General features: G+C 60.3%; 12 protein-coding genes, 2 tRNA genes and 3 rRNA genes. 9 read left to right on the forward strand and 8 right to left on the reverse strand.

Going from position 1 to position 23,708, the window contains the following annotated elements; genetic code table 11:
- Positions 1-34: 34 nt before the first annotated feature.
- The 3 genes from D1Y84_RS07255 to D1Y84_RS07265 form a co-directional block, all read right to left on the reverse strand.
- On the reverse strand, positions 35-3,208 hold the full coding sequence (locus D1Y84_RS07255) for a TonB-dependent receptor (protein WP_158615364.1): 3,174 nt from the start codon (positions 3,206-3,208) through the stop codon (positions 35-37).
- A 761-nt stretch (positions 3,209-3,969) separates the two neighbouring features.
- Positions 3,970-4,437, reverse strand: coding sequence for a hypothetical protein (locus D1Y84_RS07260; RefSeq protein ID WP_124847922.1), 468 nt, complete (start codon positions 4,435-4,437; stop codon positions 3,970-3,972).
- 2 nt (positions 4,438-4,439) lie between these two features.
- Positions 4,440-4,805, reverse strand: a complete 366-nt coding sequence (locus D1Y84_RS07265) for a response regulator (RefSeq protein ID WP_124847923.1) — start codon at positions 4,803-4,805, stop codon at positions 4,440-4,442.
- Between the two features lie 350 nt (positions 4,806-5,155).
- On the opposite strand from D1Y84_RS07265, the gene larB reads away from it, so the two are divergent.
- The 9 genes from larB to D1Y84_RS07310 all read left to right on the forward strand — a co-directional run bounded on the left by larB (position 5,156) and on the right by D1Y84_RS07310 (position 17,094).
- The gene (gene larB / locus D1Y84_RS07270; protein ID WP_124847924.1) at positions 5,156-5,911 is read left to right on the forward strand and encodes a nickel pincer cofactor biosynthesis protein LarB; all 756 of its coding nucleotides are present in this window, start codon (positions 5,156-5,158) and stop codon (positions 5,909-5,911) included.
- 209 nt (positions 5,912-6,120) lie between these two features.
- Positions 6,121-9,171 (forward strand): beta-galactosidase, encoded by a 3,051-nt coding sequence (locus tag D1Y84_RS07275; RefSeq protein WP_158615365.1) that lies wholly within the window; start codon positions 6,121-6,123, stop codon positions 9,169-9,171.
- Positions 9,172-9,486: 315 nt separating this feature from the next.
- Entirely contained in the window at positions 9,487-10,164 is a 678-nt protein-coding gene (locus D1Y84_RS07280; protein ID WP_158615366.1) for a class I SAM-dependent methyltransferase, read from the forward strand.
- On the forward strand, positions 10,161-10,967 hold the full coding sequence (locus D1Y84_RS07285) for a TIGR04282 family arsenosugar biosynthesis glycosyltransferase (RefSeq protein WP_124847927.1): 807 nt from the start codon (positions 10,161-10,163) through the stop codon (positions 10,965-10,967). The genes D1Y84_RS07280 and D1Y84_RS07285 overlap by 4 nt, the downstream gene beginning before the upstream one ends.
- The gene (locus D1Y84_RS07290) at positions 10,954-12,402 is read left to right on the forward strand and encodes a glycosyltransferase 87 family protein (protein ID WP_158615367.1); all 1,449 of its coding nucleotides are present in this window, start codon (positions 10,954-10,956) and stop codon (positions 12,400-12,402) included. Before D1Y84_RS07285 ends, D1Y84_RS07290 begins: the two co-directional genes overlap by 14 nt.
- Positions 12,399-13,160, forward strand: coding sequence for a glycosyltransferase family 2 protein (locus D1Y84_RS07295; RefSeq protein ID WP_199726373.1), 762 nt, complete (start codon positions 12,399-12,401; stop codon positions 13,158-13,160). The genes D1Y84_RS07290 and D1Y84_RS07295 overlap by 4 nt, the downstream gene beginning before the upstream one ends.
- A 190-nt stretch (positions 13,161-13,350) precedes the next feature.
- On the forward strand, positions 13,351-13,593 hold the full coding sequence (locus tag D1Y84_RS07300) for a hypothetical protein (protein ID WP_124847929.1): 243 nt from the start codon (positions 13,351-13,353) through the stop codon (positions 13,591-13,593).
- Positions 13,594-14,104: 511 nt separating this feature from the next.
- The gene (locus tag D1Y84_RS07305; protein WP_124847930.1) at positions 14,105-14,536 is read left to right on the forward strand and encodes an organic hydroperoxide resistance protein; all 432 of its coding nucleotides are present in this window, start codon (positions 14,105-14,107) and stop codon (positions 14,534-14,536) included.
- A gap of 158 nt (positions 14,537-14,694) precedes the next feature.
- A complete protein-coding gene (locus D1Y84_RS07310; protein WP_124847931.1) occupies positions 14,695-17,094 on the forward strand; it encodes an Orn/Lys/Arg decarboxylase N-terminal domain-containing protein in 2,400 nt (799 codons plus the stop codon).
- Positions 17,095-17,341: 247 nt separating this feature from the next.
- On the opposite strand, the gene rrf is transcribed toward D1Y84_RS07310, so the two are convergent.
- The 5 genes from rrf to D1Y84_RS07335 all read right to left on the reverse strand — a co-directional run bounded on the left by rrf (position 17,342) and on the right by D1Y84_RS07335 (position 22,885).
- Positions 17,342-17,458: ribosomal RNA gene (gene rrf, locus D1Y84_RS07315) — 5S ribosomal RNA — on the reverse strand.
- Between the two features lie 184 nt (positions 17,459-17,642).
- A 23S ribosomal RNA gene (locus D1Y84_RS07320) occupies positions 17,643-20,578 on the reverse strand.
- A gap of 358 nt (positions 20,579-20,936) precedes the next feature.
- Positions 20,937-21,012: transfer RNA gene (locus tag D1Y84_RS07325), tRNA-Ala, on the reverse strand.
- Positions 21,013-21,029: 17 nt separating this feature from the next.
- Positions 21,030-21,106 (reverse strand) — tRNA-Ile (locus tag D1Y84_RS07330).
- Between the two features lie 277 nt (positions 21,107-21,383).
- A 16S ribosomal RNA gene (locus D1Y84_RS07335) occupies positions 21,384-22,885 on the reverse strand.
- The 16S, 23S and 5S rRNA genes sit together here with 2 tRNA genes alongside, the layout of an rRNA operon.
- Positions 22,886-23,708: the final 823 nt, after the last annotated feature.

Below are 23,708 nucleotides of genomic sequence, written 5' to 3' on the forward strand. Positions count from 1 at the left end.
GCCGCACCCACAGACGCTTCAAACACGCGCCGGTCTAGAAGATGATCTTGAACGCGAACTGCGTGTTGAACGGTTCGCCTGCTCCGATACCAGGCGCTCCATTCGCACTGCCGATCGTGGTGGAAAGCGCGAGGGCATTGTCGTAGGTGTAGGAGGGGTTGTTGAAGCTCTCGTTGGCCGAAGGCGAAGCGAAGTTCGTCCGGTTGAACAGGTTGAACATTTCCACCCGGAACTGCGTCGAAACGCGCTCACCGATCGGCGTGTTCTTGAAGACCGAGAAGTCCACGTCCCCAAAGCCGGGTCCCGTGTAGGCGTTGCGGCCGGAGTTGCCGAAGGTGCCCGCCGGCGCATCCACAAACGCCGCGGGGTTGAGCCAGTTGGCGCCCACTGCGCCCTTGCGGTAGCCGGCGTACGGATCGACCCCGGGAACGACGTTTGCGCGCTGGTTCTCGTCGCTCGTACCCGACGTATCGCTCGAGCTGTACACCGAGAACGGCAGGCCGCTGTGGAACGTCATCAGGCTGTTGACTTCCCAGCCCTTGGTGAAGTTTTTGAAGCGGGCGGAGCCGGGAAGTTCGTAGGTGACCAGCCCGACAAAGATGTTGCGATTGTCGAAGTCGCTGGGCCCATAGTCGCCGCGGAAGTTGGTGCTGTCCTGCGGCAGCGCTCCGCGATATGCGGTCACCTCGTCGAAGCTGTGTGACCAGGTATACGAAGCCTGCGCGGTAAACCCATGAATACCCGATGCTCGGATCGTCGCTTGCAGCGAGTTATAGTTCGAGGTCCCGATACTCTCGATCTGGTTGATGAACGTGTAGCTCGGGAACTGCGCGTAGTACGGCCGCGTGGCATTCTGCTCAGCCGTGGTTGCATAAACGCCCGGCGCCGCCTGGTTGATGTCGAGGATTGAGAGCAGGTGGCGGCCTTCTGTGCCCACATAGCCGACCTGCGCTATGACCTTGCTGCTCAGGCTCTGCTCCAGCTGGAGGTTGAAGTTGAAGTTATGCGAGGGCACAAAGTTCTTTGCAATCGAGAAGATACTGTCGGAAGCGAGGGCATCCGGGAAGGTGTTCACCCCATCCTGGATGGTGTACCCGCCGCTGGTAGCCGTGGTAACCGGGTCCGTGCCCCCAGGATTTCCTTCGACCCCGTTCGGCGCTCCGTTGCCGGGCCGGTTATCGAGGAATGGGTTCAGATTCGGCGTGTCGTAGAAAAGGCCGGCGCCGCCGCGCAGCACGGTTCGCTGCGAGAGTTGGTAGGAGAACCCAACGCGCGGGCTGAAGTTTGTGTACGAAGGGTCATACAGGTTGTCGATCCCTGCGCCCTGGTACACCACGCCACCCTGGTCCGGGCGAAACACCGACAGGTTCTTGTACTGGTTGTGCAGCGGCCCTTCATAGTCCCAGCGCAGACCGTAGTTGATGTTGAGCCTGGGACTGAGCTGCCACTCATCCTGTCCGAAAAACGCAAGCGTATTGACGAAGACCTGCCGGTCCGGATCGCCGAGCGCAATCGACGAAGTCTGCACGCGCCCTGCAAGAAAGTCTGCCAATGCGTCGACACGCAGATCCCCCGTGCCGTAGGTGTCGCCGGTGAGCGTTGGGTTCGCCACGGGGCCCTGTGAGCCGTCAAAGGTAAAGCTGCCCAGCGCATGGCGATGGTAGAACTCGTCAAGCTGCGCCTTGCGCAGTTCGCCGCCGAACTTCATCTGGTGCTTGCCGACATTCCAGGCAAGGTCATCCGTCAGGTGGCCGGTAATGTCGTTGCGACCCTCTGGCGGCGTTTCACCCACCGGGTCAAACCCGCTGATTGAAATGGTGGGCGCGCCGGGAAGCGTCGAACCGGTCACCAGTCCCAGGGAAGCCGTGTCGAAGCTGTTGTTGAAGTCGTTGAAGACCTGGTTGAAGTAGTTCACGCCTGCCAGCACCTGGTTGGTCAGTGTCGGCGTAAACACGTGGTTATACACAATGGCGTAGTTCTGCACGTGGATCGGCGCGACTTCGTAGTAGTAGTACAGCGCCGAACCAACCGGAGCGATCTGGTTGCCTTGGCCCACAAACCAGTGAGCGCTCAGCGTGTTCTTCTCGTTGATCGTGTAATCCAGCTTCACCAGCCCGTCGTAGCTGTAACCCGACTCGGGCGTAGTGCTTGTGTAGTTATTCTGGCTGGTCGCGAGGTTGCCAGTGGCCTCGGCCGGCCAGAGTGTGGCGAGCAGTCGCTGCGACACCGGGTTCACCGCAATGCCGTACTTGGCCAGTGCCGCGAGCGCTGCCGTCTGGTAACCCGTCGAAGGCTCCGTGGCCTGGTCCGGCACCCCGATAGTGAACCGCTGGTGCTCATACGTTGTGAACCAGAAGAACTTGTCCTTGATGAAAGGGCCGCCCGCCGAGAAGCCATAGTTGTAATTACGAACTTCCTGCTTCACCGGCGCGGTGAACGGGTTCGTCGCACCGAAGAATTCGTTGCGGTTGTAGTAGTACACGCTGCCGTGCAGATCGTTGCCGCCGGCCTTAAGCGAGAGGTTTACGCTGCCCCCGGGGTTGCGGCCGGACTCCGGGCCGGCCTGCGTCTGCGCCGAGAACTGGTCCACCGCATCGATCGGCAAAATGACGCCGGCAATGCCCGACACCCCGCCTTGGTTCACCGCCGGGATGTTATGCCAAAGGTCATTGTTGTCGATGCCGTCGATCTGCCAGTTGATCTGGTTGGCACGTGTGCCGTTCAGCGAGCCGTAGCCACCCGCGCCTGCGTTTGAAAATCCCGGCGAGAGAATAATCAACTGGGTAAAGTCGCGGCCGTTCATCGGGGTATCCTGCAGCGACTTCCCACCGACACCAGCCGTCTGGGTCGTGGAGGTTGTGTCGAGCGACAGCGCCGCCGCATTAACTTCTACCGTCTCCGCCGCCTGCGCAACGCTCAGCTTGATAGGCAACGTATAGGCTGCGCCTGCCGAGACTGGAACCTTGTCTACCTTGACCGTTGCAAAGCCGGTTGCGGTTGCGGTTACCGTGTAAGCGCCGAGCGGGAGATCCGAAAAAGAGAATCCGCCACTGCTGGAGCTGACCGTGTCGTGCTTGATGCCGGTCGCCACATCGACCGCTTCAATCTGCGCGCCTGCGACCATAGCCCCGGTCGTGTCCGTGACCGTGCCATCCATGCTGCCGCGAAACGTCTGTGCGACCAGGGCGCTCGACGCGACAAGCAGCAAAAGACCGGCGGTGCCTGCACTTCGGAGTCGATGGGTTGTGGCAAGGTTCGGGAGCCTGAGCACACGGGAAAGGAGAATGCCAGCGAAGCTTTGAAGGGCTGAAGTGCGGCGCTGTCTAGTTTCCATGCGTCACATTAGGGACACTTTGGTCACGTCCGCAAGCGAAAAACTGAGCGCCTTCCGTGTGCTGATGAGCGCTATAAGGAGCCGTTATCGGGCCGGATCAGAATCTATGAAATCTCGGCGGCGCCGGTGATTTAAGGGAGATAACTTTTCTTTATAGCCCCTGGTTATGCGCTCCCCAGCGGTGTCGACGCTCATCATCGGAAGCAGAGTGTAAATGCAGCGCACAGCCACGGATGTGTGTCGGGCCGGAACTTGAAAGCTCGCTGCGCGGTAGTCGCCCGCTGATGCTGTGCTTCTCAGAGAAGCAGAAGACCTCATGGGCCGGACCTCGGACTCGGCGACTCTGGAACGCACCTTCCTGCCGATTCAGCGTTGGCTAGTGCGCGAGACATACGCCCAGCCTAACCACCAACTTAGCCAGGCACGATGAACGCGAATGCACGTGCAGCATTCACAAGGGGTCGCGCGGGCTGCAGCCATGTGGCCAAAGTGCAGGCGCCTTTTGGAGCAATTCCGCGCACCGCGTCACGCCTGGTTTTTGCGGCTTGCGGCTCGCAACCTCGCAGAACGCCAGAACGCCAGAACGCCAGAACGCCAGAACCAGTGTGACCTGCTCCCATAGCACCATACCTGCGCTAATAGCAGCTCAGGATACTTAGAGTGCCCTTGGCCTTGCCATCGGCAGAGATCCTGTAGTTGCTTTGTCGCTCGGGCTTGCGAATCACATCCAGGGCCTCGCCAGAGCACAGCAGCAGGTCATCCGTCATGGAGCGGAAGATCACTCGGTGCTCGGTGCTAAGTCCGGAAGCAAAAATGTTGAGCAACTCGTGGATCGCGTCGCGAAGGGTCTCGTCCATCGGCCGCGACGATGCACGCTCGATGGCCGTATCCTCCGGCAGGCCCACCAGGTAGCCCGCCAGGGTTCCAAGCATGGCGAGCTCCGCACGAACAACCAGGGTCTGGTTTCCCGGAACCTCGGCATAGGTGCCGTAGATCGGCTTGGCTGCCGGCTTGTCGAGCTTCGGCACCAGGGCAAACGCGACCTCGCGTCCTACCAGGGAGGAGACCAACTTGGAAAGCGAGAAAGCCGTCGGCTCCTTCATCGTCAGCCTCCCAGGATCGGGTTCAAAGCCGCCTGCACATCTTCCGGGGTGAACGGCTTGTTGATCAGGAAACTTGCCCCATTGTCCATCGCGCACTCGCGTATCTCCGCCGAGGCCTCCGAAGTGAGAAAGCCAAGGGGAACCATGTTGTTGCTGCTGCGAAGGTTCTGCAGCAGCTCGATGCCCGACATCTCCGGCATGTTCCAGTCGGACAACACCAGCCGCGGCCGTTCCGTTTCCAGCGTCTTCAGAGCTTCCACACCGTTTGCAGCTTCGCCCACGACCAGGCTGCGGAAGCCTGCCTGGCGGAGAGCCCTCTGCACCAGCAATCGCATTGTCCTGCTGTCGTCTACCAGGAGCACATCCATCGCACATCACCTTCCTGTACTGTCCACCGTTGCTTACTGCTGCGACCCGTTTGCATGCCGCTATCTCCTTATCGTCCGCAAAGCCCATCCGGTTCAGTTCTCGGTGTGCTTGCGCCGGTCGCAATCCCAAATCGGGACGCACCTGCACAGGTTCGGACTGCAATGCGCTGGCGTGAGCCTCAAACAACGCGTCCAGTCGCCGTAGTAAGCTCCGTCTATGTCTTTGCCCGTCCATTTGTTTCGCGGCTTTGGAAGCTCCAGGTTGAGTCGACCAGGGGCGGCACTTGCTGCATTCCGATACCTCGCCCCTGCGAGATCCCGCTGCGCACCCTTGGCAGCCGGTGAACTCAATGCAGCGTGAAGTGCTGCTCGCGCTGCTGCGTGCTTACAAGTCCGGAGAAAGCACCGAGGCGGAGCTTGCCGACCGCCTGACCAGCCTGCCCTTTGAAGACGTGGGCTTCGCCCGGATCGACCATCACCGCTCGCTCCGATCCGGCATGCCCGAGGCGATCTATGCAGAAGGCAAAACCCCTGACCAGGTAGCCACCATCTTTGCCCGGCTGGCGGTGACCGGCGTGCCCGTGCTCGCCACCCGCGCCACGGAGGCGCATGCCGCAGCCACGCAGGCAGTTACACCCTCTGCCACGTATCATCGGCTCGCCCGTTGCATCACGCTCGCAGCCACGGACGGCCGCGAGCAGCGCGACGGCCATATCGCGGTGGTCTGCGCGGGCACAAGCGACCTTCCGGTTGCCGAAGAAGCAGCCCTTACGGCGGAGCTCTACGGAGCCGCAGTGACCCGCGTGACCGACGTCGGGGTGGCAGGGCTGCATCGCCTCCTGGCGCAGGTGCCGGTGCTGCGCACAGCCGACGTCGTGATTGCCTGTGCCGGCATGGAAGGAGCGTTGCCGAGCGTGATCGGCGGGCTGGTTGCCTCGCCCGTAATCGCCGTGCCCACGAGTGTCGGCTACGGCGCGAGTCTTGGAGGCATCGCGGCGTTGCTGGGCATGCTGAACAGTTGTTCCCCCAACATCGCAGTGGTCAACATCGACAATGGCTTTGGCGCAGGCTATCTTGCCTGCCTGATCGCGCGGCAGGCGAAATAATCTGCTTCGCCGGGTGTTGTGACTTCACTGGTGACTCGCTTGCGCAGGCCCGTGGCGCACTCCAACGTCCGGCCACGCCGCAGCTTTTCAATCTTCGTCCGAATCGCAGCAGCACCTGTCACCAGGGTCTGGGGCTCGGCATGCACGCAGTGTTCCACGTGAGGGTTTGTATGCGTACGTCCTGCCTGCTGGGCGCGATGGCTTGTGCGATGACCACAGCGCTTTCAGCGCAATCGGTCCCAAAGGTCGTGGTCTTCCAACAACCCGGCTTCCCTATCGTGCAGAGCGAACCTGTTGCGCAGGCAACGCTTGCTGCCGCGCTCGGGAGTAATTCCACCTTTGCCACGCTCGACGAGTTGCAAAAGGGCGCGGTGCTCGAAGGCGCAAGCCTGCTCGTAATGCCTTATGGTTCGGCTTTCCCGGCCGCGGCGTGGCCCGCAATGAACCACTACCTGCAAGCAGGCGGCAGCCTGCTGTGGCTCGGTGGCCAGCCGCTCCGGGTGCCGGTTACGGCTGATAGCGCAGGCGGCGGCCCTCGCTTCACCGAGGCGGCACCGCAGGACACTTACAGCCGGCTGCTGGATTTTCGACATACCTACGCAGCACCTTTGGGCGAGGGGCCGAACCACTTCGCATGGCGGCCGGGCTACCAGTTCCTGGGCGATGTGGCGGTGCAGCCAAGGCAGGTCTTCGTCGAGGAAGGCCGGCTGCAGGGGCTGGGCTATCTCGACTCTGCGGACGGGACGCACATCGCGGCGCCCGTGATCGTGTCGGATCACAAGGGCGCCCGCATTGTGGCACTTCCCTTCCAGCCGGAGCCGGGCTTCTGGGATTCAACGAACGGGCGCAGCCTGATTGCCAGCGCGGCGCGGTACGCCGAAGCAGGCGCCACCAGCTTCACGATCGAAGCGCAGTACTCGGCCCTTCGCCCGGGTGAGCGGCCCATGCTGTGGCTGCACCTGCGCCACGCACACGGCAGCATTGCCGGAAAAGCCAGGGTGTCGTTGATTGACGCAAATAGCAGGGTGGTGGACCAGGCGGAGCTGGCGCTTGGCAGCGGCGGAACATCTGATGCCACGTCCAATGCCGCCGTGCCTTTCCAGAAGCCCATGAGCACCGGCGTGTACACCGTGCGTGCCACCTGGACCCCGGCAGGCGCAGAAGCGCCGCAGGAGTTCGCAGAGAACGGCTTCGTGGTGGAAGAAAGAAGCGCGCTCGAGAATGGTGAAGCTCTGGCCAGCCACGGCGACTTTCTCTCCCTCGGGGGCAAGCCGTTCTTCCCGGTCGGCACCAACTACTTCTCCACCGAGGCGAATGGATGGGACTTCTCCGGGCCGCGCAACGCCGCGGTGTGGGAAAACGACTTTGCCGATATGCAGCGCCACGGCGTGAACTTCGTGCGTACCGGCGTGTGGATGTCGAATGCAAAGTTTGTGGAGCCCTCGACGGGTGAAGTGAACGAGCGTTTTCTGCGCAACGTCGAGGCATTCCTCGCAGCCGCACATCGCCACAACATCGTCGTAAACTTCACCTGCTTTGCCTTCTCCCCGAAGTCGGGCGAGCCAACACAGTCTGCCAGCGACGCAGGCCCGGAACTGACGCCGCCCAACCCGTACCTGGACAAGCGCGCCGTGGGTGCCGAGCAGCAGTACGTGCGCTCCATCGTCAACCGCTTTGCGCGGGTGCCGTGGCTCTCCTACGACCTGATCAACGAGCCTTCGTTTTCGAACCCGCGCGTGATCTTTCACGGCAACGTGCCCAACAACGACCCTGCGGAGATAGAGGCATGGCATGCGTGGCTCGAGACACACTACAGCGCGCTGCCGCGACTCGCAGACGCCTGGCGCGTCACGCCGGAAGCGCTCGGCAGCTGGGACAGCGTCCCGCTACCCGAGCGAAAGAACCTCACCTACGATCGCTATGGCGACGACAACCAGGTGCGCGCGCTCGACTACAACCTCTTCGCGCAGGACATGTTTGCCGGCTGGGTGCGCGGCATGATCGCCACGATTCGCGGCGCGGGCAGCAATCAATTGGTGAATGTAGGGCAGGACGAGGGCGGCGTGACAGACCGCCTGCTGAACCAGTTTTACGCCACCAGCGGCGTCGCGTTTACCACCAATCACACCTACTGGCAGGACAGCGCACTGCTCTGGGACTCGGTGGCCGCCAAGCGGCCCGGGCTACCCAACATCACGGGGGAAACCGGCTACCAGCCCGCGTGGAACCCGGACGGCAGCTGGCGCTACGACGAGCTGACGGGCACCGCGCTCGAGGAGCGCAAGTGGGCGCTTGGCTTTGCCGCGGGCTCGTCCGGCGCGGTGCAGTGGGACTGGGACCGCGAAGTGGACTTCGGCATGCAACGCAGCGATGGCTCTGCCAAAACCTGGCAGGGCATGATGCGCGCGATGGGACGCTTCGCGACCGAGGCCGCCCCGTACGCCACCCGCATGACGCTGCCGGACGTCGCGCTCGTGCTGCCGCAATCCCTGCAGCTTTCCGTGCACAACGCGCAGGCCCTTGAGGCACAGCAGACCGCGGTGCGCGTGCTGTACCAGCGCAACCGGGTTGAGGCGTACGCGGTCGGCGAGTACCAGACGGATATGCTCGGCACGCCGAAGCTGATCCTCCTGCCGTCAGCTTCGGGCTTGTCCAACAAAGCTTGGGCCGACATCGAATCGCGGGTGCGAGCGGGCGCGGTGCTGCTGATCTCTGGTCCATTCAGCGCAGACCCTCACATGCACGCGGTGGAGCGCGCTTCGTCCATCGGGATCGCAGCCACTCTGGAGCCGCTGCTCGAGCGCGACACCACGCTGCACTCGCCCGCCGGGGACCTGCCGCTGGTCTATGGTGGCCTCAAGACGACGATCCTCGACCGGGCCATGCTGCCCGGCAACCGGAGCTGGACGGAGGTCGCGCTGGGTCAGGGCAAGGTGCTGTTCTCTGCCTATCCGCTGGAGCTCAACGAGAACCTGGACTCGATTGCGGCCGTGTACGCCTATGCGCTGCGAGCAGCCGGCGTCCGGCCCACCTATACCACTCCTTTGAAAAATCAAGGCATCCTGATCTGCCCCACAAAGCTCGCGGGGGCGACCCTGTATGTTCTAACGTCGGAGACCGAAACAGCGCATGTCTCCTTCCGGGATACCGCCAGCGGCGCAACGCTGGCCGGCACACTGGAGGCTGGCCGATCGGCGCTGCTGCTCGTCGATGCGCACGGAAAGCTGGTCACGAGTTATGGCTGGCACGGCAGTGATTGATCGCTCCTGCCTGGGTCAGTGTCGCGACGTGATCGGAGCAGTCCGCGCGCTTAGACCTTACAAAGACCCCGCTTGAAACTGGTGCAGGCTGGAAGTGCGCCACGCATGTCCCACGGGCATGCGCGGCTGCTGTATCGTGGGTGCGAAGCAGCGACACGGTAAACGGAAGCACTGTAGCGATCGGATCGGTGCAGCGGCGAAGCAGTTTCCACTGGCCGTCGCAGGCGTGCATTTTGATGTGATCGAAGCACGCGCCGATTGTTTGGTGGCTGCGGCCTCGGTGCCCCAAGGTAGAGATTGCAGGGAGAATGGCCCTTGAGCACAAGCGCTTCGCAGTTATCCGCGGATCCAGTCTTCGATCGATGTTGGTGGATCTATTCGCTTTGCCGCGAACGCCTGTTTGCTGACCACACCGACACGATCGCCTCCGCACTTCAACCTCTGCTTGGCTCCCGCCTCAACATCCAGCTGCTTGAAGTAGGCTGCGGCCCCGGCTTCTACTCGCGCCGGCTGGCTGCCCGCTTCCCCGCGGTACAGGCCCTCGGGGTTGATACCTCGGAGCGCCTGCTATGCCATGCGCGCCAGCAGGCGCAACGCGCCAAGCTTCCGAATTGTTGCTTCCGCCATGGCGACGCGCAACACCTCGGCGACTTTCTCGATGTGGCCGATGCGGCCATCGCCTCCCGCCTTTTCCTGATCCTGCTGCACGTGCAGCGCGAGGCCGTGATGCAGGCCGTGTTCCGCACGCTGCGTCCCGGAGGCATCTTCTTCATCGCAGAGCCGATCTCGCCTTTGCGCACCTCCCTGCCTCTCTGGCTGATGCGCGCAGCCGACAGGATCGCCGGGCGCCCTGCGTGCCTGAGTGTGCCGGTCGAGTGCGCCGTGTTGAGCGGCGCGGAGCTGCAAACGCTGGCGCACGGGCAGCCATGGGGCGAGGTGCAGCTCTGGCGCGATCGACGCTACCAGTACGCACTCTGCCAAAAGGCTTTATGAGCACACCTCCTTTTAAGATTCTGGACCCGATGCAGCGCCTGCAGTCACTGCATGGCCGGTGCGCGTTTGCGGTCATGGCGAAAGCCCCCGTGCCCGGCAAAGTCAAGACTCGGCTGAGCCCGCCGCTCACGCCCACCGAAGCCGCACTGCTCAATGCGGCGTTTCTGCGTGACACCCTGGCGAGCCTCGGGGCGGCGGCCCAACAGAGCGCAGCCAGTTGCGTCGTGTCCTACACGCCGGCAGGGCAGGAGAGCGCATTCATCGGCATCCTGCCAGAGCACACCCTGCTGCTCCCGCAGCGCGGCGACGGCTTCGGCGAGCGGCTCTCTGCCACAGCAAATGATCTTTTCCTGTGCGGCTTCTCCGCCGTCTGCCTGATCGACTCCGACAGCCCCACCGTGCCGACAGCGGAGTACGTGCGGGCAGCCGAGATCCTGCTGGGGTCAGCTGGCGGGCAGGTCGCGGTGCTGGGGCGCTCGGAGGATGGCGGCTACTACCTGCTGGGGCTCGCGCAGCCGCAGCCACGCCTGTTTGAGGAGATCACCTGGAGTACCGCGCACGTGGCCGACGAGACGGAGCAGCGTGCGCACGAAGCAGGCGTGCAGCTCATCCACCTGGCTCGCTGGTACGACGTCGATGATGCGCATTCCCTGGATCGCCTGCAGCGAGAGCTTGCCGGCGACCCGCTTGTGCCGCGTGGGTACGAGGCGCCACACACGCGGCAGTTGCTGCAAACGCTTGAGTCGCTTGCGCCGGTGCATGGCGGACCGCGCGAGGAGGATGTGCCACATGCTCGTGGCTGACGCGACCGTCCACGCTCCGTGGATCGCCGACACAGCCTCACCGGAGCGGCAGAGAGCGCGATCCGCATGGCTCACCAACGCGGCACTCGCTCTTCTTGGCATTGTGTATGTTGAGCTGACCCGCACCGGTGTGCACGAGTTCCACCACTTCGTGCATGGTTTCAGCGAAAGCGTCTTCGGGCAGTTGATGTTGTACCTCGGCGCGATTGCGCTGGTGGAGCGCTCGCCCACCAATCGCTGGACCCTGCCGCTGATCCTGCTCGCAGCCTTTGCCGCGCGCCTGTTCGCCGTGGCAGCGCCCCCCTTTCTGTCGAGTGACGTGTACCGCTATGTCTGGGACGGCATGGTGCAGGCGGCAGGCATCAACCCGTTCCGCTACATCCCGGCAGACAGCCACCTCGGCTTTCTGCGCGACGCGGCGATCTACCCATCGATCAACCGGCGGGAGTATGCGCACACCATCTATCCGCCCGGCGCGCAGTTCCTGTTCCTGCTGATCACGCGCGTGCAGGCTTCAGTGCCGTGGATGAAGCTCGCACTGGTCGGCCTGGAAGGCTTGACCTGCTGGGCGCTGATGCAGTGCCTGGCCCTGCTGCGGCTCCCGCGCGAGCGTGTGCTGCTCTATGCATGGCACCCGGTGTGTATATGGGAGATCGGCAGCAGCGGCCATATCGATGCTGCGGCGCTTACCGCGATTGCGCTGGCACTGCTGGCCCGTTTGCGCGGCCGGCCGCTGCGCGCCGCGGGGTGGCTGGGTGCGGCCGCGTTGATCAAGCTGTACCCGGCAGCGCTGCTTCCCGCACTGGTGCAGCGCAGGCTGGTCGCCCCGGCGCTGCTGTTTGCCGCGCTGCTGGTCGGGGGCTACCTGCCCTACCTGAGCGTGGGTCGAGGCGTTCTCGGTTTTCTGCCGGCGTATGCACGGGAAGAAGGTCTCGACTCCGGCACCCGCTACTTTCCGCTGGCCTGGATGCAGCGCACCTTCCACGTGAGCTTCGCCCCCACCCACTACCTGGCGGTCTGCTGCATTGTGCTGGTGGCCTGCGCCTGGTGGGCTTTCCAGCAGGGACGCTCCGCCACCGGAGCGATCCAGGGAGGACTGGTGCTGGCCACGACCATGAACCTTTGCTTCTCCCCGCACTACCCTTGGTATTTTCTATGGCTGCTGCCGTTTCTCACGCTCTGGCCATGGCGACCGGCTTTTTACCTGGTACTTGCTGTGACATACATGCTCGCCACGCGCCTGGGCATGCCGGGCGAGCCGCTCTACCGCATGAACACCTTCCTCTACGGTGGCTTCGTGCTCCTGCTGGTGCTCGACGCCGCTGGCTCACGCCTGGCTGCACTGCCCGGGTGGCGTCGGCTCCGTGACTGCTTGCCACCGGTTGCGCAACACGAGCCTCAATCGGCGGCAAGCCTGCAGGAGAGCTCGTCATGACAGAACAGGCAGAGTACCCCGGCAATTGCGCAGGAAGTCCCACGGGACGCATCAGCGTCATTATCCCGGCGCTCAACGAGGAAGCTTCCATCGCCGGCGTCGTCGGCGAGATGCCGTGGCCGCTGTTGCGGGAGTGCATCGTGGTGGATAACGGCAGCACGGACAACACGGCCGCGCAGGCGCGGGCAGCCGGCGCAGGGGTTGTTTGGGAGCCTCGACGCGGCTATGGCCAGGCCTGTGCGACCGGCGCGGCGAGCGCTGTCTCAAGCTCAGATGTTTTGGTGTTCCTGGATGGCGACGGGAGCGACGTGCCCGCCGAGATCGCCCTGCTTGCCGCACCCGTGCTTGCCGGGGCATATGACTTCGTCATCGCATCCAGGCTGCGCGGCGCGCGGGAGCCCGGCAGCCTGCTGGTATCGCAGGTATTCGCGGGCTGGCTCGCCGGCATGGCCATGCGGCTGCTGTACGGCGTTCGCTACACCGACATGGGGCCGATGCGTGCCATCACAAGAAGCGCTCTCGAGCGCATGCGGATGCAGGAAATGACCTACGGCTGGAATCTCGAAATGCAGATGAAAGCGGCCAGTGCCGGTCTGCGCATCCTGGAAGTGCCGACCACCTGCCGCTGTCGACGGGGCGGCGTGTCCAAGGTGGCGGGCTCGCTACAAGGCTCGGTAAAGGCCGCCTACCGCATCACGGAGGTCCTGCTGCGGATCGCCCTCACCGGTGGCCGCTCCCAGGTGCCCCCGGCTCGTTGAGTTGTCGGCAGCAGTCACTCCATCGACCATGTCTCCCCTGCAGGCTTGCGCAGTGCTGCTCGCGATCCCCTGCGAAATCAGGGGTGAAGAGCGTATGCTCGTGGCAATGGCCCAGTCTCTTGGCCACGGAAACAATGTTGTTCCCCGCAGACGAGTTCTTCCAGCAGTCAACAGAAACACAGGAGATGGCATGCGTGAAACAGATGGTTTGGAGAATGCTCCCTCGGAGCCCCGTTCCAACCTGCTACAGTTTCGACCGCGGAGCCGCCCCGCGGAGGAGTCGCCGGATGCCGCTGCGAAGCAGCAGTTTCGACGACCTGCCGCTTCTGTCTATGCCATTAACGCCAGGGAAAAGCTGGCCGCTGGCACGGCCAGTGCAAACACGCCAGTGGGAAAAGCTCCCAAGCCTCCACCCGGCAAGCAACTGCAGTAGTCACAAGCGCTTGTCGCGGTGAGCCTGCTTTCCCGATGAGACCGAGCATCAACGCACCGTCCGGGATACGCCGCCTGAGGGTCTTGCGCTTTCTGCAGTTCTCCGAGCTGCCTCACCTACGGGGTGAGCCGGGATCGCGCCCCGGCATTTACCAGAAAGGGCTGCACGTATGGGGACTTCCGGCACCAGCCGAAAAATGATGCTGCCCCATGTACTTTGGACGCAACACACCTGCCCGCTTTGCTCCTCCGTTGTGTTCACATCTGCGGAGTCCGCACCGTTCGATCCCTTGTTCGCCATGGTCTCGTTGCGCCCGGTGCGCTGCAGCAACTGCTTCCGGCGCTACTACTGGTTCGCACGGTCTGGTTCGGCCACGCGCTGACTGGAGCCACTCCGACCTACTGCTGTGTTTCTGGTGAGATCATCAGGCGGAAGCCCTGTCGGGGAATCCCGTTCCCTGTTTCCCGACTCCAATGGCATGAAGTTCATAAGAAGAGGAGTTTCACAAAGCATGGCTCTTGAAAAGATCGTTTACACCGCGCATGCGGTAGCCACCGGCGGCCGCGATGGCAGCGCCAAGTCCGACAACGGCAAGCTCGACGTCAAGCTCGATCTCCCCAAGGAAATGGGCGGCGGAGACAATGGCACTAATCCGGAGCAGCTGTTTGCGGCCGGTTATGCTGCCTGCTTCATTGGCGCGATGAAGTTCGTTGCAGGCACCCGCAAGATCGAGCTCCCGGCCGACACCTCGATCAACTCGAGCGTGGCCTTTGGACCGCGCACCGGCGGAGCGAAGGGCTTTAGCGTAGATGTCGCACTTGAGGTGCACATCCCCGGCATGGAACATGCCGAAGCCGAGAAGCTGGTGCATGAAGCGCACGAGGTCTGCCCGTACTCCAATGCGACTCGCAACAACATCGACGTGAAGCTGACCGTCGCCTAACGCAACGATCATCATGTTTGACCTCCCAAGGCCCGGCGCTCATTGTCGGGCCTTGTTTATGGCCGCAGCCGCTTCCCACAGGACCAGCAACGTACGCACTCAAAGGCAGCGTGCGCTCTCGCCACGCTCTATTCACCTGCAGGGCATAGCATGGATGTATGAATGAAGGTCGTTGGGTACTGTTAATCGCCAGCGAACTGGGCGGCACGGATTCGGTCTCGGATCGAGCCATGGAACGCCTGGTCGATGCGATTCGCGAAGAAGGTTATCAAGTCGTTCGTACGTCTACACCAGAAGACGGTCTCTCCCTGGTGATGTCTGATCCCTCGCATAGTGCGATCCTGCTGGACTGGGATCTCGAGGGCGACAATCAGTTCGATGAACGCGCAGCCCTGCAGATCCTGCGCGCGGTGCGCCGCCGCAACAAGAAGATTCCAATCTTCCTGATTGCGGATCGCACCCTGGTAAGTGAACTACCGCTGGAAGTCGTGCGGCAGGTACATGAATACATCCATCTCTTCGGCGACACGCCGGCGTTTATCGCCAACCGCGTAGACTTCGCAGTGGAGCGTTACCATGAGCAGCTTCTGCCGCCCTACTTCCGCGAGCTGAAGAAGTACACCGATCAGGGCGCCTACTCATGGGACGCACCCGGACACATGGGCGGCGTGGCTTTCCTGAAGCACCCGATTGGCATGGAGTTCCACCGCTTCTTTGGCGAGAACCTGCTCCGTGCCGATCTCGGCATCTCCACTGCGCCGCTTGGTTCATGGCTCGACCACATCGGGCCGCCCGGCGACTCGGAGCGCAATGCCGCCCGGATCTTTGGCGCGGACTGGACGTTTTACGTTCTTGGCGGCTCCTCCACCTCGAACCAGATCGTTGGACATGGGGTCATCGCGCAGGACGATATCGTGCTCGCGGATGCGAACTGCCACAAATCCATCGCGCACGTACTCACCGTGACCGGTGCGCGACCGGTGTACTTCAAGCCCACGCGTAACGGCTACGGCATGATCGGGCTGGTTCCGCTTCGCCGCTTCAGCCAGGAGTCGATTCAGGAGCTGATCGCTAAGAGCCCGTTCACCAAGGACGCGCCCTCACAGGTCCCAACCTACGCCGTCGTCACCAACTCCACCTATGACGGGCTCTGCTACGACGTAAACAAGGTAGTAAGTGAGTTGGCGCAGAGCGTACCGCGCGTGCACTTCGACGAAGCCTGGTATGCCTACGCGAAGTTCCACGAGATCTACCGCGGACGCTATGCCATGGGTGTTCCGGATGAGATGCCGAACCGGCCTGCGATTTTTGCCGTGCAGTCTACCCATAAAATGCTGGCCGCCTTCTCCATGGGCTCCATGGTGCACGTCAAGCTGAGTGACCGTGCCCCGATGGATTTCGACCAGTTCAACGAATCGTTCATGATGCACGGCACGACGTCGCCGTTCTACCCGTTGATCGCCTCGCTGGATGTCGCGGCCGCAATGATGGACGAGCCGGCCGGCCACACGCTGATGTACGAGACCATCCAGGACGCCATCAGCTTTCGGAAAGCAATGTCCTCGGTCGCGCATCGTCTGCGCGCCGCGGAGTCCAATGGTGACGGCTGGTTCTTCCGGCTCTTCCAGCCGGAACAGGTTAAGGATCCCGAAACCGGCGAGACGCACCTGCTCGAGGAAGCGCCAGATCGCCTGCTAATCACGAACTCGAGCTGCTGGACATTGAAGCCGGGAGAGAGCTGGCACGGCTACCAGGATGCAGACATAGAAGACGAGTACTGCATGCTCGACCCGACCAAGGTCACCATTCTAATGCCGGGCGTCAACGCGCAGGGCACGGTCGAGGAGTGGGGTATTCCTGGTGCGATCCTCACCGAATTTCTTGACGGACGTCGGGTCGAGATTGCACGCACCGGCGACTACACCGTTCTGGTGCTGTTCTCCGTCGGCACGAGCAAGGGGAAGTGGGGGGCGTTGCTCGAAAACCTTTTCGAATTCAAGCGCCTTTACGACACCGACGCTGCACTGATCGAGGCCATGCCCGAGCTGGTGACCAAGTACCCCGCCCGTTACCGCAATGTGACTCTGCGCGAACTCAGCGACGAGATGCATGCCGCCATGATCGAGCTGAACCTCTCCGGGCTGGTTAACGCAGCCTGCGACGAGGACTTCGATCCGGTGCTGACCCCTGCCCAGGCCTACCAGAAGCTCCTGCGCAACCGGACGGAAAAGGTGCCTTTCCGGGAAATGGCTGGGCGCATCGCCGCCGTGATGCTGGTGCCCTATCCGCCGGGCATCCCCATGAGCATGCCCGGCGAGCGTCTCGGCGATGCGGAGAGCCCGGTCGTCAAGCTGATCTTGGCTATGGAGGAGTTCGGCAAGCGGTTTCCGGGCTTCGAGCGCGAGACACACGGCATTGAACTCGATGATCAGGGCAAATACTGGATGCGCGCCGTCATCGAGGAAGGGCAGGATGCTCGCACAACTGGACCCAAGTTTAACGAGGCCTTGGAGAAGCAGGTGCTGGAAACCAAGCCTGTGCGCCGCTCTACTTCGTAGAGGTGGGCAAACGAACAAAAGGGATCACAGCTCAGCTGTGATCCCTTTTGTTTCGTACAGAAGTCTAGAGCCATCTGTCTAAGCGTCGATACATAGCCTCCTTGCCACACGAACTAAAAAGAAAGAGCTCAACCACTTAGCAGCCGCAACTCTACTGCCGTGCAGCGTAGCTGCCGAACATTTCCTCAGCCGCCCAGCAACGAAACAAGCCCATCCTTGGGGGGATGGGCTTTGTTGTTGAAGTTATTACCGGCGATATCCTAATCTCCCACGCACCTGCGCGCGCAGTACCATCGGCCTTGCAAGGCTTAACTTCCGTGTTCGGGATGGGAACGGGTGGGACCCTTGCAGTATTGTCACCGGTAAACCTGGGACCTTGACTCAAGCGGTCTGACCCGCGATTGAGTGCCCGGTGTCATCTTCACCGAGCAGTCCGGAATGTTTCACAACGAAATCGATTGGGTTGTAATCTTCACTTCTGAAAACCTGAACGTACAAGGCCAGTTGAATGTTCTCTAGCTGCAGCAGAACTGCACAGAGTTAATTCTATGGACAAGCCGAACGGGCGATTAGTATTGGTCAGCTGCACGCATTACTGCGCTTCCACCTCCAACCTATCAACCAGGTGGTCTTCCTGGGCCCTTCAGGGAGATCTCATCTTGGAGCGTGCTTCCCGCTTATATGCATTCAGCGGTTATCACAACCGAACTTCGCTACCCAGCCGTGCCCTTGGCAGGACAACTGGAACACAAGAGGTTCGTCCATCCCGGTCCTCTCGTACTAAGGACAGCCCTCCTCAAATCTCCTACGCCCACAGCAGATAGGGACCGAACTGTCTCGCGACGTTCTGAACCCAGCTCACGTACCGCTTTAATAGGCGAACAGCCTAACCCTTGGAACCTTCTACAGCTCCAGGATGCGATGAGCCGACATCGAGGTGCCAAACCGAAGCGTCGATATGAACTCTTGGCTTCGATCAGCCTGTTATCCCCGGCGTACCTTTTATCCGTTGAGCGATGGCCCTTCCATACAGAACCACCGGATCACTAAAGCCTGCTTTCGCATCTGCTCGACTTGTAGGTCTCACAGTTAACCACTCTTATGCTTTTGCACTCGACGACTGATTTCCAAACAGTCTGAGAGTAGCTTCGCGCGCCTCCGTTACAATTTAGGAGGCGACCGCCCCAGTCAAACTACCCGCCTAACTATGTCCCTCTCCCGGATCACGGGAGCAGGTTAGAATCACAACGCTCACAGGGTGGTATCTCACCGTTGGCTCCACCAAACCCAAAAGCCTGGTTTCAAAGCCTCCCACCTATCCTGCGCAGCAAGGGTCATAATTCATAGTTAAGGTGTAGTAAAGGTGCACGGGGTCTTTCCGTCTAGCTGCGGGTAACCGGCATCTTCACCGGTACTACAAGTTCGCCGAGCAACTCGTTAAGACAGTCGTACGATCGTTACTCCATTCGTGCAGGTCGGAACTTACCCGACAAGGAATTTCGCTACCTTAGGACCGTTATAGTTACGGCCGCCGTTCACCGGGGCTTCAATTCAAAGCTTCGCCTTGCGGCTAACCTCTCCTTTTAACCTTCCGGCACCGGGCAGGAGTCAGCCCCTATACGTCGTTTTCGACTTTGCAGAGACCTGTGTTTTTGTTAAACAGTCGCCGTACGCGTTTCACTGCGGCCCCCTCGCGCTTGCACGCTAACGGGGCGACCCTTCTCCCGAAGTTACGGGTCTAATTTGCCGAGTTCCTTAACAAGCCTTCACTCGAGCGCCTTTGGATATTCTCCTCGTCTACCTGTGTCGGTTTGGGGTACGGTTCCCAACGATTCTCCTTAGAAGATTTTCTCGGCAGCGTGGAATCAGCAGCTTTCAGGCATACGCCTTACTGTTTTACGTCTCAGCGTTAATGCTCACCCGGATTTGCCTAAGTGAACCGCCTTACACGTATCAAGCCCTATAGCCATAGAGGGCCCTGCTTATCCTTCTGCGTCTCTCCATCGTCAAACGAATGTTGGGAGGTCCGGAATATTAACCGGAATTCCATCATCTACGCCTTTCGGCCTCGACTTAGGGACCGCCTAACCCTGAGCGGATTAACCTTCCTCAGGAAACCTTAGACTTTCGGCGCGGAGGGTTCTCACCTCCGTTATCGCTACTTATGCCGGCAGGGTCTCTTCGCAACGCTCCATCCGTCTTCTCAGTCGGACTTCAATGCTGTTGAGAATGCTCTCCTACCACGCACACCTGAGAGGTGTGCATCCGTTGCTTCGGTGTACAGTTTTAGCCCCGTTGTATTGTCGGCACCGGACCGCTTGACCAGTGAGCTATTACGCTTTCTTTAAAGGATGGCTGCTTCTAAGCCAACCTCCTGGCTGTCTGAGCGTTCCGACTTCCTTTCCCACTTAACTGTAACTTTGGGACCTTAGCAGGCGGTCTGGGCTGTTTCCCTCTCGACTGTGAAGCTTAGCCCCCACAGTCTGACTCCCGGGCTGGTTGTCAGTGGCATTCGTAGTTTGGTTGGATTCAGTAAGCCGGAAAGCCCCCTAGTCCATCCAGATCTCTACCACCACCGCAAATCACCCGAGGCTAGCCCTAAAGCTATTTCGGAGAGAACGAGCTATCACGGAATTTGATTAGCCTTTCACCCCTACCCTCAGCTCATCCGAGCTTTTTTCAACAAACACCGGTTCGGTCCTCCAATAGGTTTTACCCTACCTTCAACCTGGCCAAGGGTAGATCATCCCGCTTCGCGTCTATTCCTGCCAACTGAACGCCCTCTTCAGACTCGCTTTCGCTTCGGCTCGCTCACGCTTAACCTTGCTGACAAGAATAACTAGCCGGCTCATTATGCAATAGGCACGCGGTCAGACATTCCCTTACGGGCATAGTCCTCCCACTGCTTGTAGGCACACGGTTTCAGGTACTTTGTACTCCCCTCACAGGGGTTCTTTTCACCTTTCCCTCACGGTACTGGTTCACTATCGGTCAGAAACGAGTATTTAGCCTTACGGGATGGTCCCCGTGGATTCAAGCAGGGTTTCACGTGCCCCGCCTTACTCAGGTATCCGCTTCGAGTCTGGATCAGTTTCGTCTACGCGACTGTCACGCCCTATGGTGTCCCTTTCCAAGGACTTCGACTACCGACCAGATTGGTAACTCTACTGTTGCGGACCCTACAACCCCCGTGTCACCGAAATGAAACGGGTTTGGGCTATTCCGAGTTCGCTCGCCACTACTATCGGAATCGAGATTTCTTTCTTTTCCTTCAGGTACTGAGATGGTTCACTTCCCTGAGTTCGCTTGATCCCACCTATGTATTCAGTGGGTCATACGTGAGGTTTACTCACGTGGGTTTCCCCATTCGGAAATCTCCGGATCAACGCCTGTGTGCGGCTCCCCGAAGCTTATCGCAGCTTGCCACGTCCTTCATCGCCTGTTTCTGCCAAGGCATCCACCGTGCGCCCTTAGTAGCTTGACCATAGAATTAACTCCATGCAGGCATAACAACTGCATTCTATGTGTAATTCGCCTGCGATCATCACCGGGTACGAGCCCGTATGTGACCACATATCCTAAAGACACTCAACCAGAACAACACTCCCCATCTGCCCCCAGGCGAACCTGGTGCAGCGGGTAAGCCGTTGCTCGGCCTTGTATGTATTTACCCAATCGATTTCGTTGTCAAACATCCAAACGCATTCCCTGTTGCCAGGTGCGTCGCCCCTGTGGGCATGAACTTCAACTACCAGGCGAACCCGGCAGTCTCTGTTCAAAGATTGAAGCCACGCCTGATCTAACCAAGCTGGCTGCAAACTTCAAACAGCTCTCGAGCGTGTTGGTGGAGCTGAGGAGGATCGAACTCCTGACCCCCTGCTTGCAAAGCAGGTGCTCTCCCAGCTGAGCTACAGCCCCTTGATACATCTGGTAAGTGGTGGGCCTGGGTAGATTCGAACTACCGACCTCACCCTTATCAGGGGTGCGCTCTAACCAACTGAGCTACAGGCCCGGCTGCGCCGGGCGATTCAGCCCATACTTGCATATGGAAACCGAAGACCTGCGCAATAGGACTCGAGAAAAGTTTCGAGGACCAGGTTGAACATGCTCGGCAGCTAAGCCGCCGATGACCATCGTGCAGAGGTCAGGACCAAGCAGAGATGGCTTGATTCAGGCTCTCATCTGCTCACGCTTGCGCGCTGCAGATGAGGTGTGTGACCACCGGATACGCTGCTTTCGCAGCCTGCATTCGCAGGACGTATCACAGGCGCCACAACGTTCTCTCTTAGAAAGGAGGTGATCCAGCCGCAGGTTCTCCTACGGCTACCTTGTTACGACTTCACCCCAATCATGAATTACACCTTGGACGGCTGCCCCCCTTGCGGGTCGGCTCACCGGCTTCTAGTACAACCCACTTTCGTGATGTGACGGGCGGTGTGTACAAGGCCCGGGAACGTATTCACCGCGGCATGCTGATCCGCGATTACTAGCGATTCCAGCTTCATGGAGTCGAGTTGCAGACTCCAATCCGAACTGAGGCCGGCTTTTTCCGATTAGCTCACCTTCGCAGGGTTGCAACGGTTTGTACCGGCCATTGTAGCACGTGTGTAGCCCTGGACATAAAGGCCATGAGGACTTGACGTCATCCCCGCCTTCCTCCCCGTTATCCGAGGCGGTCCCACCAGAGTGCTCAACTAAATGGTAGCAACTGGTAGCAAGGGTTGCGCTCGTTGCGGGACTTAACCCAACATCTCACGACACGAGCTGACGACAGCCATGCAGCACCTATATACAGGTCTCTTGCGAGACGCCGCCGTTTCCGACGGATTCCTGTACATTTCGAGCCCAGGTAAGGTTCTTCGCGTTGCGTCGAATTAAACCACATGCTCCACCGCTTGTGCGGGCCCCCGTCAATTCCTTTGAGTTTCAGCCTTGCGACCGTACTCCCCAGGCGGATCGCTTAACGCGTTAGCTACGGCACGACGGGATTGGGTACCCGCCACACCAAGCGATCATCGTTTAGGGCTAGGACTACCAGGGTATCTAATCCTGTTTGCTCCCCTAGCTTTCGTGCCTCAGCGTCAGTTATGGTCCAGTGAGCCGCTTTCGCCACAGGTGTTCCTCCTGATATCTACGCATTTCACCGCTACACCAGGAATTCCACTCACCTCTCCCATACTCCAGCCCAGCAGTTTCCCGTGCAGGCTACAAGTTAAGCTTGTAGATTTCACACAGGACTTGCGGGGCCGCCTACGCACCCTTTACGCCCAATAATTCCGAACAACGCTTGCCCCCCTCGTATTACCGCGGCTGCTGGCACGAAGTTAGCCGGGGCTTCTTCTATCGGTACCGTCATTATCGTCCCGATCGAAAGGAGTTTACGTCCCAAGAGACTTCATCCTCCACGCGGCGTTGCTGCGTCAGGGTTTCCCCCATTGCGCAAAATTCCCCACTGCTGCCTCCCGTAGGAGTCTGGACCGTGTTTCAGTTCCAGTGTGTCCGTGCGCCCTCTCAGGCCGGATACAGATCACTGCCTTGGTGGGCCATTACCCCGCCAACTAGCTAATCTGCCGCGACCCCCTCCCAGAGCGAATTGCTCCTTTGACCCGTAGGTATTATGCGGAATTAGCCTCGATTTCTCGAAGTTATTCCCCACTCCAGGGTAGGTTAGTCACGTGTTACTCACCCGTGCGCCACTTTACTCAGGACCGAAGTCCCTTTCTCGTTCGACTTGCATGTGTTAGGCACGCCGCCAGCGTTGATTCTGAGCCAGGATCAAACTCTCGTTTAAATCCTGTGTTGCTTGTCTGCGACGGAGGTCGCAGAACAGAGGCAACGGCCTGCCACGCTCGAAAACGTGACCGGCTTTAATACTGTGAGAATGATCAAACCAAACTCGGTCTGTTCTCACGACTGGCATGTTCAACCTGATTGTCAAAGATCAAAGCGAAGACCACCTGAGTGGGTCGCTAGGATCGGGATCCGTTACTCGGCCTGCTCTTCACCGCCCCTTGCAGGGCAGCTCCAACCAGCTTTTCGCGTGTCCTCGAACTTGCTGCGCTCGTGAGCGCATTTCTTAACCTTACAGGCTTGTCCGGTTGGTGTCAACTTGTTTCTTCAGGCTGCTGCTTACCACTGCTACCGGTAACCACAGCAACACTGCCCAGAAACAAGCTCAGCCACATACGCCGCGGAGCATCCACACCCGCCTGCGCTGCTTCCCGAACCCGGCGCCCACAACCCAAGGCCACCCGCAAGAAATGCTACTTACTCGCACAAAACTTGGCACAACTTGAAAGATCATCCTGCTCCGCTTCTCCTCAAAACAGCGAGCAAGCAGAACAATCGGCCTCTAGGCCTTCTTACCAAAACGACCACTACCTGCTAATGGAGAGCTCGCACTGGAAGGAAAAACCTTCTGGGCACCTCGTAGGTGCCGTCGAACGCCCTGGCTGCGTCATGCTCAACAGCTTTCGTCAGGCCTTACAGCCCAACCTCAGAGCCTTTCCAAATCTACCGCTTACCGCTTGGAACCACTTCGTTGCCGCTCGTTCACCAGCAACTTCTTTAATGTACCGCATAAAGTTTGTTACTGCAACTCGTCGTTTCCAGAG

The sequence above is a fragment of the Acidipila sp. EB88 genome, from assembly GCF_003858395.1.
Taxonomy (GTDB): Bacteria; Acidobacteriota; Terriglobia; order Terriglobales; family Acidobacteriaceae; genus EB88.